The organism is Dyella sp. OK004 (assembly GCF_900114495.1).
Classification (GTDB): domain Bacteria; phylum Pseudomonadota; class Gammaproteobacteria; order Xanthomonadales; family Rhodanobacteraceae; genus Dyella_D.
In genome coordinates, this window is the sequence record NZ_FOZI01000001.1 from 414648 (window position 1) to 428302 (window position 13655).

Below are 13655 nucleotides of genomic sequence, written 5' to 3' on the forward strand. Positions count from 1 at the left end.
CCACAAAGAACGCCGCGACCCGCAAGGATCGCGGCTTTTTTGTTTTCATCGCATCATCGCCACCAGCTCGCCGAAGCGACTGAAGCCGGCCCTGGCGTAAACTCGGTCCTCGTTCTCGCGGGCCGTCATCAGGAACGGCAGTTCAATACCCTGCACCAGCGCGTGCTCGGCCAGCAGGGCGGCCATCGCGCGACCGACACCGCGACCACGTGCTTCCGCATGTACGCCGATGGCGGCAATCTCGGCGACACCCCCGAGCGGCGGCGAGTAGAGGCCAGCCCCCAAGGTTTCGCGGCTGCCACTGGCACGCGCCAGCGCCACCGCGCCACCCTGGCCAACCACGCGCACCAGACGCTCCACGTCCGCGGGCGTGGTTTCAGCGACGCCAAACGCCAGGTTCTGCACATGGGCGGCGGCGCGCAGATCGGCTTCGCATTCGGCCAGCTGCCACTCGACCCCTGCCAGATCACCATCCCCGGCAAGGGTGTCGCGCGTGCAGGTCATCAGCGACAGGGGCTGCTCGGCCGCGAAGCCCTCGGTAAGCAGAAACGGCAGCACCGCGGGCGCGAGCTCGCCGATGTACTCCAGCCGCGGTGTGCGTTGCCGGCGCTTGAACGCGGTAACCAGGGCCGACAATGCCGCGGCATCCGGTGTCGCGCCGTCGTCCGGCGTAGCGTAGTTGCGGGATGGCTCGGCGCTGGCCGTATCGAAGGTCAGGGTAAAAGGGGCCACGCGCAGGCCGCTTCCTTGCAGTGCCATGCGGGCACGCAAGTAAGCAGAGACACGACCCAGGGTCGTGCGGCTTTGAAATGTCATGTTGTGCACTCTGCTGGCGCCACGGGGGCGCACAAGAACATCCAGACTCAGTCCAGGGAACGGGGCCGCGACAAGGCGGCCGTCAGGCGTGCTTGGAGGCCGGCGAGATAAGAGCCCGCTCGGAAAACGAGAGCGGCCTTAGCAGGCGGCGATCTGCCCGACAGCAGCGGTGGCGGGGTTGTGCGAGGCGATGACAATCATTGGCGCACTCCTCTTGAATCGGCCGCGGATCGTTTCAAGTTGACCGCGTACTGTCAAGTGCGCGATGGCACGTCGCAATGAAACGGGCCAAAGTCGCGAGCAATTAAGATGCCGCATACGTCGTTGCTCAACACTTGCTGCTCTCAGCGCCAGCCCGACGTAATCGGATAGCGCCGCTCGCGCCCGAAGGCCCGCGTAGTGACGCGCGGACCCGGCGCCGACTGGCGCCGCTTGAACTCGTTGAGCAACACCAGCCGCACCACGCGGCGCACGGTATCGGCATGAAAGCCCTGCGCGGCGATCTCGGCCTGCGACTGCTCGCCCTCGATAAAACGCTCGAGGATCGCGTCCAGCTCGTCGTAAGGCGGCAGCGAGTCCTGATCGGTCTGGTTGTCGCGCAGCTCGGCCGACGGCGGACGCTCGATCACCGCGGCAGGAATCGCATCGTTCTCGCCCAGGCGCGCGGCATGGCCATTGCGCCAGCGCGACAGCCGGTACACCACGGTCTTGTAGACATCCTTCAGCGGCGCATAGGCACCGCACATGTCGCCATACAAGGTGGCGTAGCCCACGGCCATCTCGCTCTTGTTGCCGGTGGCGAGCAACAGTCGGCCGTGCTTGTTGCTAAGAGCCATCAGCATCGCGCCGCGTGTACGCGACTGCAGGTTTTCCTCGGTGATGTCCGCGGGCTTGCCAGCAAAGGCTGGCGTGAGCGCGTCGACAAAACTCTGGAAAGTCTGCTCGATCGGAATGATGTGGTACTCCACGCCGAGCTGCTCCGCCTGCGCGCGCGCGCCGTCCAGCGATAGCTGCGAGGTGTAGCGCGAAGGCATCATTATCGCCGTGACACGCTGCGGCCCCAGAGCATCCACCGCCAGCGCCAGCGTCAGCGCGGAATCGATGCCACCGGAAAGTCCCAGCAGCACGCCACCGAAACCGTTCTTGTCGATGTAGTCGCGGATGCCGCGCACCAGCGCGGCATACAGCGTTGCTTCCGGCGCATCGGCCGTCAGCGCCGGCCAATTTTCCGGCGTCAGCGTGCGGGTGTCGGCATCGAAGCCGGCCCACAGCAAGGCATCGGCGAAACTCGGCGCACGGGCCGCAATCTCGCCGTCGCCATTCACCAGGATCGTGCCGCCGTCGTAGACCACTTCATCCTGACCGCCGATAAGATTCAGATACACAACGGCGCAACCGGTTTCCTGCGCGCGGGCGCGCAGCACGGCTTCGCGCTCGGCCTGCTTGGCGTTGTCCCAGGGCGACGCGTTGATCACCACGATCAATTCGGCGCCGGCCGCCGCGGCGCGCGCCGCCGGTTCGGGCTGCCAGATGTCTTCGCAGATCAGCAGGCCGATACGCACGCCTTCGATCGTCGCCATGGCGGTTTCATGGCCTGGACGGAAATAACGCTTGTCGTCGAACACACCGTAGTTGGGCAGCGCCTGCTTGTGCGCGGTCACCTCGACGCGGCCTGCGCGCAACAGGCTGGCGGCGTTGTACACCTCGCCCTCGCTGTGCGGATGGCCAACCAGCGCCGCCACACCATTGGTGGCCGCCGCCAGCGCATGCAGCTCACTGTCGCAGGCAGCCAGGAAGCTCGGCCGCAGCAGCAGATCCTCCGGCGGATAACCGCTCAGGGTCAGCTCGGGAAACACGATCAGATCCGCACCACCTTCGCGCGCCTGTGCCAGCAGGTCACCGACCCGCGCGGCATTGGCCGCGACCGCGCCTACCGGAAAATCGAACTGCGCCAGCGCCAGACGAAGGGAGGACATGCGTTCGGGTCCACTGCGGGGGGAGGCCGCCTATGATACCCGAGCACCCCTGCTAGCCCATCGGCTGGACCACCAGCAGTACCGCCAGCAGCAGCATGAAAGCGGCCACCAGCACGTCGAACACGCGCCAGGCCAGCGGGCTGCGGAATACCGGCAACAACACGCGCGCGCCATAGCCCAGCGCGACAAACCAGATGACGCTCGCCGTAGAGGCACCCCACGCGAAAGCCCAGCGACCCTGCCCCTCGTAATGCGTGGACAGGCTGCCGAGCAGCACCACGGTATCCAGATAAACGTGCGGGTTGAGCAGGGTAAAGCCGAGGCAAGCAAGAACGACGCGACCGCGGCCGGAGGTGCCATTCCCGGCCGGCTGCAAACCGCTTTCACCGCGCCAGGCGCGCCGTGCGGCCAGGAAGGCGTAGCTGGCCAGAAACGCAGCCCCGGCGAAACGCAGCACCTGCATCAGCCCCGGCTGGCTCTTCACCGCCAGGCCCATGCCGGCCACACCCAGCAGGATCAGCGCCACATCGGCCAGCACGCAGACCAGCACCACCGAACCGACATGGCGGCGCTGCAGACCCTGGCGCAAAACAAAGGCGTTTTGCGCACCGATGGCGATGATAAGACCGGCGCCAGCGGCGAGGCCGGCGAAGTAGGCGGACGTCTGCATGGGGAACCTCGACAGGAAGGCCGCCAATGTCGAGGATTTCATCAATTCAGTAAAACTAAATATCCTTAGTCACCATTAGATTTTCTAATGTCGCCGGATGACGCCGATGAGCCTGCTCAATCCACAGCTGTCCGCCTTCGCCGCCGTGCTCAGCGAAGGCAGCTTCGAAAGCGCGGCGCGCCGCCTGTCGATCACCCCTTCCGCCATTTCCCAGCGCATCAAGGCGCTGGAGGATCGTCTCGGGCAGATATTGATCCTGCGCCAGTCGCCCTGCCGCGCCACCGAAGCCGGGCAACGCCTGCTGCGCAGCGTGCAGCAGTTGCAATTGCTGGAAGCCGAAACGCTGGACGATTTCGCTGTCGAACGTACCGGCGAGGCCAACCCCACCACGGTGGCGATCGCTGTCAATGCCGACTCACTGGCGACGTGGTTCCTCGGTGCGCTGGCCGAACTGCATCAGCGCCATCGGCTCCTGTTCGATGTGCGCGTGGAAGATCAGGACCACTCCACCGACCTGCTGCGCGACGGCTCGGTGCTCGGCGCCATCACCGCCGATGCGCATCCGGTGCAGGGCTGCACGGTGCGCAAGCTGGGTGTGATGCGCTATCTGCCGGTGGCTTCGCCGGCCTTCGTCGCCCGGCATTTCGCCAAAGGCCTCGATGCCGCCTCGCTGGGGCATGCGCCGATGCTGGTGTTCAATCGCAAGGACGCCTTGCAATGGCGCTTCATGCGTAGCGTCACGCGCGCGCGGTTAGCGCCGCCGATGCATTACCTGCCCTCGTCGACTGGGTTCGTCGAAGCCGCCGCACTTGGACTGGGTTGGGCGATGGCACCGGAATCGATGTTGAAGCGCCCGCTTGGCGAGGGCACGGTACAGGCGCTGGAGCCCGGACGCTGGCTGGATGTGCCGCTGTATTGGCAGCACTGGTCGATCCGCTCGGTCACCCTGTCTCACGTTACCGATGCCTTGATCGCCGCCGCCGCTCAGGGCCTGCGCCTCTCCGATACAACACGCCGGCACACCTGAGTCTGGAGTACCGGCGTCACCGTCGCCGGAATCAGTCCTACAACGCCAGCCGCACCATCACCACACCATGCGAGGGAACCCGGGCAGAGAAGTGCCCGGCAGCACGACCTAGCGACCGGTGCGCCCAAAGATCGCGGACGTTGAGCGAGAGCGCCTCCGGAAAACCGAGATCGGTCCAATGCGCGGTGATGTCCGCGGGCTTGTCGCTGCGATTGAACAGCACAACGGCGCGATCGCCGTTCGCCAATGGCCTGGCCCACACCTCCAGGTCGCCGTCATCGCGCACGCGATGGCCCGCCACGCCAAGCTTGTCCTGATCGACGGCGATGATCTCGTGATTGAGCAGAATCTCTTTGGTCTTCGCATCCATCGCGGCAATATCGTTACCCGCCAGCAGCGGCGCGGCGATGATCGCCCACAGACTGAACTGCGAACGGTATTCGTCGTCGGTCATGCCGCCATTGCCGATCTCGAGCATGTCGGGATCGTTCCAGTGACCCGGTCCGGCATAGGCATACAGCGGCTCGGTCAGGTCGAGGATATTCACCACGCCCAGGCTGGTACCTTTGCGGCCCGCCCACGTGTCGTAAATGTCTTCCGTGGTGCGCCACAGGTTGCCAACCTTCTCGCCCCATTCCCAGGGCATCGACTTGTCGGTCATGGTCGGCCGGTTGACACCCCAGTTGCAGATCGAGAACACGATGTCGCGCCCGGTGGCACGCAGCGCATCCGCCATCGTCGTATAGGCCTCTTCACTGTCGCGCGTGCCGGTAAAGCACCAGTCGTACTTGAGATAGTCGGCACCCCAGCGCGCATAGGTGAGTGCGTCCTGGTATTCGTGCCCAAGGCTGCCGGGGCGGCGCCCGCAAGTCTTGGTGCCGGCGTCCGAATAGATCCCGAACTTCAATCCCCGGGAATGAATGTAATCGGCGAGCGCCTTGATGCCGGAAGGAAACTTCACCGGGTCGGCCACGATGTTGCCGTCCGCATCGCGCCCGCTCTGCCAGCAATCATCGATGACGACGTATGCGTAGCCGGCATCGCGCATGCCGCTGCTGACCATGGCGTCGGTCACGTTGCGCACGGCTTGCTCGTCGATCTTGCAACCGAACTTGTTCCAGCTGTTCCATCCCATCGGCGGCGTCAGTGCCAGGCCGTTGGCCGTGCGCGCAGGATCGCGCGAGGGCCGGAAGATCGATTTGTTCGGACCGAACTCCGTGCGGTAGACCTTCTGACTGCCGGGTTCGTCGCCGGGCGGCGTTTGCGCGGCCGCGGTAGGTAGCCAAGAGCACAGTAGACATATCCATCCAAGCAAGGCAAAGAAAATTCCTTGCGGACGGACGCGGTTTCTCTTGGCATACATCGGGTAGCTCCCTGGATAGATGACAGCCGGCGTGGCAGGCATCCACTCAAGCTATCAAGGCATACCTACGTTGCCTTGCACTTAATCAACACCATCTGTGACGAATTCGGCCTAAATCCCATCGCCGGACACCGCCCTTCTTAAAGATTTTCCGGCCGCGGCCGACCTGATGTCATAACCACCCATCATCCCGCCAACCGCTTCTCATCCAGCCTTCCGCCGTATGCTCAAATGTTTGTTCGTTAGCGTGGCCACTCTGTCCCTGATGTCGGTTGCATACCAGGCTTCATCCAACGAAACCGCAACTGTCGAGGTCAGTCTCGTGATCAAGGAAAGCTGCGTAGTGCGGCAGGTTGACGGAGAGCAGGCCGACCAGACCGCTCCATCGGTGGAGTGCGCATTGGATTCGCCTTACGGCGTGCAGCCCGGCGCGCATCGTCCGCCGCATGCCAAGGCTCCCCGGTCTTCCGTACCTATCACTCCGAGCCTGTGGCAAGTGACATTCTGAGTGTCCCTCAGAATTCGATGGTGGCCGTAATGGTGTCGCTGTAGTTGCCCGGCATCGGCGTGGTCTGTGCCGGCACGCTGCCGTATACCGTGATGGCCTGCGTATTGCCCGTACCGGTGGCAGTGACGCGGGTGGTGCTACCGCTGCCATCACCCCAGACCTGAGTGTGCGCAAGATCCGTGTACAGCTGGTAGTTCACCGAACCGCCGCCACCCTGCCGCTGCATCACTCGCGCGGCGACGTTGGTGCTGCCGCCACCGTTGAGCGAGATGCGGTACGCATCGTTATTGGTGCATTTGACGGATAAATTGCTGCTTGCGGAAAGCCCGGTCTTTAGCACCCCGGCCGTGCCGAAATTGAGGTTGCTAGCGCTGATGTTGCAGTTGTTCACCACTGTGGCGGTAGCGGTGAAGGGAAAGCTACCGCCCGAAGCGGCAATCGAAGTGCATGCCGGCGCAATCAACAGGTAGTACTGATACGCCAATACGGTCTGGGCGCTAGTGAAATTCTGGCTATAGACCGTATCGCTGTTTCCCACCGATGGCACAGTGGGCTGATTGGCGGCAATCAGCCCGTAGTACGTCACCGATTGACTGGCCGTGGTGCCAATCAACGGCTTGGCGATACTGAGGGAGATCGGCGTCGTGCCATTCGTGGTCGAACCCCACGGTTGGGTACGGGCACTGTCACGATACAAGTCGTACTGCATGGTGTTGCTGCCATTGCTGAGCTGGCGCGGGCTGGGCGCAGCCAGGTTCAGACACACCTGCGCGTTCGGCTGCAGCGAGATAATGGTCCAGTTGCAGGTGACGGTAATAGTAGCGGTGCCTTGAACGGCGGCGCCGCTGATCGGGCTGACGCTACCGAACACCATGTTGCTGGGGGCCGCTGTGCAGGTCTGCGCTTTTGCTTCGTTACCGCAGCACAGTAACAGGCCCATCAACAGCAGGCAGAACATCGCCTTCATGGCGCTCCTCCCGCCTGACGCTGACAGACCAGCGGACCGATCACCGGTAACGAGTGATCGGCAGGTGCCTGATAAGCGAAGCTCACCGCACAATGCCAATCCGCGCCTTCGAGACGCAGATGGTTCTCGGCGCGCAGCTCGCTGATAAAGGTGAGCCCGTCGTAACCCACCACCGTATCGGCGCCGCTCTCTTCGTGATGAACGCGCGTGCCCGGCGGCAGCGACTTGCCTTCGCCATCGCGCAGCACAATCGACGCAGCGGCGTAACGCGTGATCGGAAAATGCGCCAACACACCGGACTGCGACTGCGGTACAGCCGTCAAGGTGGTGGTATCCACGCGCATGTCGGGCGCCAGCTTCATGCTATCGATCGCCAGCGCATTGTTCTGGTAGGCGTTGAGATCGGGAATCAGCAGATGCCCGCCGTCATCGGTATGCCCGATGACACGGTTCTCGTGCAGCACCGGCACATTCGCCACGCCATCGGTGGATACCAGGGCAAAGCCGTCATAGATATGCCGCGCAGCCTGCAGGCTGCCGTCCATCCACACCACCGAGCCCAATGCGTCGAGCGAGGTCACCGTGTGGCCGGCGGCGGATTGCACCAGCGCAGTCACTTGTCCGGCCGAGCCCAGATACTGCAACTGCGCCTGGCGGAAACCGATGCCGCCGCTGCGCCCGTCCTGCACACCCCAGCCCCAGCCTCCGGCGTAATCGGCGGGACGCAATGCCTGCAGGTTGTAGTACGACTGCCCGCTCTGACTACCGACCAGCGCACTGGCAGTCTGCTGGTGGTCCAGCGACAGATTGACGCTGAAGAAAATGCCATGCGAATGGTGTTGCGCGAAGTCGCGGTACGCGCTGAGGTTTAGCGACAGACGTCTTGCGACGGACCATAGATATGACAAGGAGCCAATACGCGATGCTGGTGTACCGCGCTGGTGCAGACCGATATAGCTCAGCGAGAGATTCTGGCCGCCGACGAGCGGCACCGAAAAGGTGAGCCGGTCCAGCGAGCGCAGCGTCGGCGAGCCTTCGCGCGTGGCAAGGTCGCCGTAATCACCGAAGCTTCGCGTTATTTCCGCATCGATCGAAAGGCTCGGCTGGATCCATTGGTAACCGACACTCGCCTGCTCGCCCTGGAATCTACTACCGCCACTACCCGCCAGCGAACCGCTGAGCACGCCCGCCTGCCCCAGCCGCACCAGCGCACCGACACCGCCGTTGAACAGGCCACTGGTAGCTTCCGCATGCGCCTCCAGGGTCAGCGCATCGCTGATGCCGTGCCGCCACGACCCACTGCCCGCCAGGTTCGGCGCGTAATCGAACGACACCTCGCCGTAGCGCCTGCGCAGAAAGCCGGCTTCCACCGCATAGCTGGACAGCCCTTCGCTCATCATGCGGGTATCGATATAGAGCGGCAGCGACGTTGTCACCGTGCGCCCTAAGGCGTCGCGTGTCACCAGTGTGGCCTGACCGGCACCCGTGATGCCGGCGGCGTTGTTCAGCACGAAGGGGCCACTGGGCACCTCCACACTCGCACGGCGCACATTGTTGACGTACAGATCCACCGCGGAAGGCACGGCGGCGGAACCGCTGAGCGACGGCAGCGGAAAGGTGATCAGGTCCGGTCGCAACGCAAAATTGCTGCGCCACTGGAACCCCGCAAAACGCACCGAGCGCGACCACGCCAGCGAAGATGTGATCGCGTCACCCACTTGCAGCGTGCTCAGCGTTGCCGGATCGGAGCGGCTCCATGAGGTGTCGTAGCGCACATAGCGCCGATCGCGGTTGTTCGCATAGAACGTCCCGGTGCTGTCCAGCACACCGGAAGGCGCGAAGTAACGCAGCTCCGACCACAGCGCGAGGCGCGAGCCGCTGTCGCTTTGCAGATAGGCATCGTAGTTGAACAGCAGGCCGCGGTCGGCGCTGGCCGGCGCAACACCAGGAAGCTGGCGGGCATCTACGGTGTAAGGGCGACGCCACCGATCCGGTACTTCCAGTTCGACGCGCTGCGCCGCGGCGTCATAGCGATAGCGCAGGCCATCGATGGCATTCAACGAGACCTCGCTCGACGGCTCCACACCGAGCTTGTCGGTATCGATGCCGATCGCGGACAGATCGTGCGCCACACACGACAGCGCATTGCCGGTGGCGCGAAAGCGCAGGAGCTGTCCGGTGGGCTGCCCGTTGAGGGTCACCTCCAGATACACCTCCTGCGGCTGGCTCATGCCGAGCACCAGCGACTCGGGTATGTCGCCACCCCAGACCCGGCCGGTCAGGACCATCGGCAGCGACAGCGCCAGCACGCAGCGGCGCAGCGTCCGGGCACCGTCATTCCGCTCGCTCCTTCTATCCCGCGCATGCCCATGGTCAGGTCCGCGCAGCATGAGCATGGATCATTGCCGGGGATCGATACTCAGCCCTGCCTCGGCGGGCTGCGCGTTGATGTTCGCCCGGATCTTCAAAGGTGCCTGCAAGTCGATATCCTCCTTCAAGGCAACGCGCCACTGCCGCGTCCTTCCGGCCAGCGCATAACCCAGCAATCCCTGATTGATCGGATGAGCTCTGCCATCGGCGGTCACCAGTTGCACCGAACTCAACTGCCCGCGCCGATTGCCGCGATTGCTCACCCGCAACAGCCAGCCCTGCGCGTCGCGCTGCAAATGCCAGGTCAATTGAGGCGTACCTGGTTGCCCAGGTGGTTCGACGAAGACCGGAACCGAGTAGCGCAGGCGGATCGTGACGCCACTCGCCGTGTTGTTCTCAGGATTGGGAATCTCGTCGACCAGCACGCGATAGCTGCGCTCACCCGCTGCGTTGCCCGGTTGCTGGCGAATCAACCGCACGAGCTGTTCGCCCTGAGCCGGAATACGGATCAGCGGCGGACTCGCCACGACTTCTTCGGTGGGTTCTAACACGTCGTCGTCGCCGCTTTGGTCCCAGCGGAACACGCGCACTTGCCCGAACAGCGGCTGGTCGCCCGGATTGCGCAAGCTGATACCGGTCGCAGCCTGCCCCGCCGGCAGATCCACCATCACCGGCGAGATCTGCAGTGAGGAAGCGTGCACAGCCAACACGGCAGCCAGCGACAGCGCGACGCCTAATGCCATCCGCCGCATGACAGGCGGCACGTCAGAAGTAAACCGTCGCGGTTACCGTGGTTTGGTAGGTATCGGGCTTCGGCGTCGCCTGGCTCGGCACCTGACCGTAGACATTGATCGCTTGTGCGGAACCGGTGCCGGTGCCGGCAATGGTGTCGGTACCCTGGGTATTGCCCCAGATCGTGCTGCGCGTGGTGTCCTGATAAAGCTCGAAAGCCACCATTGTGCCCGTGTTGCCGGTGGCCGTACCGGCCATCAGGCGATTCGCCACGGTGGAGCCCGTGACCGTGCCAGCATCGAGGCCGACGTTATACGGCGTGGTGTTGGTGCATGTCACCGAGACCGTGGTCTGCTGGGAAATGGCGGCGGACAGTACACCCGCGGTGCCGAAATTCAGCGGATTGGCGGTGATCGCGCAATTCGCCTGCAAGGTGAGCGTAACAGTGAATGTAGCGGTGCTGGTGCCGTTGGTGTAGACGGCGGCATCGGCTAGCGGAGCGGCGGAACCGGCCATGACGGCGGCGAGACAAGCGGAACAGAGTTGCCAGCGCTTCATGAAAACCCCCTGGGGTTGTGGCGAAGAGCGATGGTTCTGCATCCGGAGTGCGGCGATCCATGCGCCGTTCCGGAATCCATGCGTGGGTATATGTAGACCCCTTGTCCACGTGCGTCAAATGTCAACGTAGCGTGTGTATTCGCATCGCATGCACATCGATGCGCGTATTGGCGCGCTATCGCAAACACTTGCTGCGATGCGATAACCAAAAGAAAAGGGCCGCATCGCTGCGGCCCTTTTTTTGATCGATCTTGCCGATCGACTTACTTCATCAGCTTCGCAAGCGTCTTGCCCAGATCGGCAGGCGACTTCACCGTGGTGACGCCAGCCTTCTCCAGCGCAGCGAACTTCGCCGCCGCGGTGCCCTTGCCACCCGAGATGATCGCGCCGGCATGGCCCATGCGCTTGCCGGCCGGAGCCGACGCGCCTGCGATGAACGACACCACCGGCTTCTTGACGTACTCGCCGATGAACTCGGCGGCGTCTTCTTCAGCGCTGCCGCCGATCTCGCCGACCATGATGATGCCTTCGGTCTGCGGATCGTCCTGGAACAGCTTCAGGCAGTCGATGAAGCTCAGGCCGTTGATCGGATCGCCACCGATGCCAATGCAGGTCGACTGACCCAGGCCTTCGTTGGTGGTCTGGAACACGGCTTCATAGGTCAGCGTGCCGGAGCGCGACACGATGCCGACCTTGCCCGGCTTGTGGATGTGGCCCGGCATGATGCCGATCTTGCACTCGCCCGGAGTGATGATGCCGGGGCAGTTCGGACCGATCAGCACGGTTTCCGGATGCTGCTGCAGCACGTTCTTCACGCGCAGCATGTCGAGCACCGGGATGCCTTCGGTGATCGCCACGATCACGCGGATGCCGGCGTCGATGGCTTCCAGGATCGAGTCGGCCGCGAACGGCGGCGGCACGAAAATCACCGACGCGTCGGCGCCGGTTTCTTCCACGGCATCGGCGACGCTATTAAAGACCGGCAGGCCGATGTGCTGGCTGCCGCCCTTGCCCGGGGTGACGCCACCGACAACCTTGGTGCCGTAATCCAGCGCCTGCTGCGCATGGAAGGTGCCCTGCTGGCCGGTGAAGCCCTGCACGATCACCTTGGTGTTCTTATTGACCAAAACGCTCATTCGATTGCTCCTCAGGCCTTGGCCGCAGCCACGGCTTTCTGCGCCGCGTCGTTGAGATCATCAGCCGGCGTAATCGCCAGGCCGGAGTTGGCCAGCAGTTCGCGGCCCAGCTCGACGTTGGTGCCCTGCAGGCGCACCACCACGGGGATCTTCAGGCCCACTTCCTTCACCGCGGCAATGATGCCCTCTGCGATCAGGTCGCAGCGCACGATGCCGCCGAAGATGTTGACCAGGATGGCCTTCACCTTGTCGGAGGACAGGATCAGCTTGAACGCCTCGGTGACGCGCTCCTTGGTCGCACCGCCGCCCACGTCGAGGAAGTTGGCCGGCTCGCCGCCTGCCAGCTTGATCACGTCCATGGTGGCCATGGCCAGACCGGCGCCGTTGACCATGCAGCCGATGGTGCCGTCCATGGTCACGTAGTTGAGGTTGTGCTGCACGGCAGCCGCCTCGGCGGCGTCTTCCTGGCTCAGGTCGCGCATGGCGGCCAGATCGGCATGACGGAACTCGGCGTTGTCGTCCGAGTTGACCTTGCCGTCGAGCGCGGCAAGGTTGCCGTCCTCGAGGATGGCGAGCGGGTTCAGCTCGACCAGGGCCAGGTCCTTCTCATTGAACAGCTTGTACAGGCCCAGCATGATCTTGGTCAGCTGGCCGACCTGCTTCGGATTGAGGTCCATCGCGAAGCCGAGCTGGCGGCACTGGTACGGCTGCAGGCCTTCGACGAAATCCACCACGATGGTGTGGATGTCTTCCGGCGTGTCCTTGGCGACCTGCTCGATGTCCACGCCACCATGCTTGGAGGCGATGAACGACACGGACTTGGTATCGCGGTCCACCAGGATCGACAGGTACAGCTCTTTGGCGATGTTGGTAGCGTCGGTGACCAGCACCAGATTCACCGGCAGCGCACGGCCGGCGGACTGGTAGGTCTCCATGTTGGTGCCGAGCATGCCCTTGGCGGCAGCACGGACGTCATCGAGGCTCTTGCAGAACTTCACGCCGCCGGCCTTGCCGCGGCCACCTGCATGAATCTGCGCCTTGACCATCCACTGGTTGCCACCGAGATGCTTGGCGGCGTCGACGGCGGCGTCGGGAGAGTTGGCAACTTTGCCCGGCGGCACGGCAATGCCGTACTGCGCGAACAATTCTTTAGCCTGGTACTCGTGGAAATTCATTCGATACCTCGAGCGAACGGGGAAAAACATGGCGGCCGCGTCCAGAAACCTGGGCGGGCATGGGGGAAGCGGACGGCGAACGGACACAAGGTCTGTATGCACTACCGGCATGCAGTGCGCCGCCGCCATGCCTTGGCATGACGAAAACTGCGCAATACGGCCGGGTATTTTCGCGGAAGCAGGCCCCGATGGAAAGGGGCGGTTCCCTGGAAGCTTGTCCGAACGGGCGGGAAAGCCAAGCCAAACGGGCGCTTACGCCTCTAACCTCGTCATTCCGGCGTAGGCCGGAATCCAGGGCATAGCCATTGGGTTGTCGCGCGATGCCTCATGTCTGGCTCGTGTGACGACGGCGCGACA

Annotated in this window: 11 protein-coding genes; 1 reads left to right on the plus strand and 10 read right to left on the minus strand. The window is 63.8% G+C overall.

What is annotated here, in order from left to right; translation table 11 throughout:
* Positions 1-45: 45 nt before the first annotated feature.
* From BM338_RS01835 to BM338_RS01845, 3 genes are all read right to left on the minus strand, one after another.
* The gene (locus BM338_RS01835) at positions 46-759 is read right to left on the minus strand and encodes a GNAT family N-acetyltransferase (RefSeq protein WP_218156285.1); all 714 of its coding nucleotides are present in this window, start codon (positions 757-759) and stop codon (positions 46-48) included.
* Positions 760-1160: 401 nt separating this feature from the next.
* Positions 1161-2792 carry an NAD+ synthase gene (locus BM338_RS01840; protein WP_090449067.1) on the minus strand — a complete coding sequence of 544 codons (1632 nt, stop codon included), beginning with the start codon at positions 2790-2792 and terminating at the stop codon, positions 1161-1163.
* A gap of 52 nt (positions 2793-2844) precedes the next feature.
* Positions 2845-3462 (minus strand): LysE/ArgO family amino acid transporter, encoded by a 618-nt coding sequence (locus BM338_RS01845; RefSeq protein ID WP_090449068.1) that lies wholly within the window; start codon positions 3460-3462, stop codon positions 2845-2847.
* A 106-nt stretch (positions 3463-3568) separates the two neighbouring features.
* On the opposite strand from BM338_RS01845, the gene BM338_RS01850 reads away from it, so the two are divergent.
* Positions 3569-4489: a LysR family transcriptional regulator ArgP gene (locus tag BM338_RS01850; RefSeq protein ID WP_090449069.1), complete on the plus strand. Its 921-nt coding sequence runs from the start codon at positions 3569-3571 to the stop codon at positions 4487-4489.
* 37 nt (positions 4490-4526) lie between these two features.
* On the opposite strand, the gene BM338_RS01855 is transcribed toward BM338_RS01850, so the two are convergent.
* From BM338_RS01855 to sucC, 7 genes are all read right to left on the minus strand, one after another.
* Positions 4527-5852, minus strand: a complete 1326-nt coding sequence (locus BM338_RS01855; protein ID WP_255367163.1) for an alpha-amylase family protein — start codon at positions 5850-5852, stop codon at positions 4527-4529.
* Between the two features lie 515 nt (positions 5853-6367).
* The gene (locus tag BM338_RS01860) at positions 6368-7327 is read right to left on the minus strand and encodes a Csu type fimbrial protein (protein WP_090449070.1); all 960 of its coding nucleotides are present in this window, start codon (positions 7325-7327) and stop codon (positions 6368-6370) included.
* On the minus strand, positions 7324-9717 hold the full coding sequence (locus BM338_RS01865; RefSeq protein ID WP_177229198.1) for a fimbria/pilus outer membrane usher protein: 2394 nt from the start codon (positions 9715-9717) through the stop codon (positions 7324-7326). The genes BM338_RS01860 and BM338_RS01865 overlap by 4 nt, the downstream gene beginning before the upstream one ends.
* A 9-nt stretch (positions 9718-9726) precedes the next feature.
* Positions 9727-10461, minus strand: a complete 735-nt coding sequence (locus BM338_RS01870; RefSeq protein WP_218156286.1) for a fimbrial biogenesis chaperone — start codon at positions 10459-10461, stop codon at positions 9727-9729.
* A 1-nt stretch (position 10462) separates the two neighbouring features.
* Positions 10463-10987, minus strand: a complete 525-nt coding sequence (locus BM338_RS01875; RefSeq protein WP_090449073.1) for a Csu type fimbrial protein — start codon at positions 10985-10987, stop codon at positions 10463-10465.
* A 263-nt stretch (positions 10988-11250) separates the two neighbouring features.
* The gene (gene sucD, locus BM338_RS01880) at positions 11251-12123 is read right to left on the minus strand and encodes a succinate--CoA ligase subunit alpha (RefSeq protein ID WP_090449074.1); all 873 of its coding nucleotides are present in this window, start codon (positions 12121-12123) and stop codon (positions 11251-11253) included.
* An 11-nt stretch (positions 12124-12134) separates the two neighbouring features.
* Entirely contained in the window at positions 12135-13298 is a 1164-nt protein-coding gene (gene sucC / locus BM338_RS01885; protein ID WP_090449075.1) for an ADP-forming succinate--CoA ligase subunit beta, read from the minus strand.
* Positions 13299-13655: the final 357 nt, after the last annotated feature.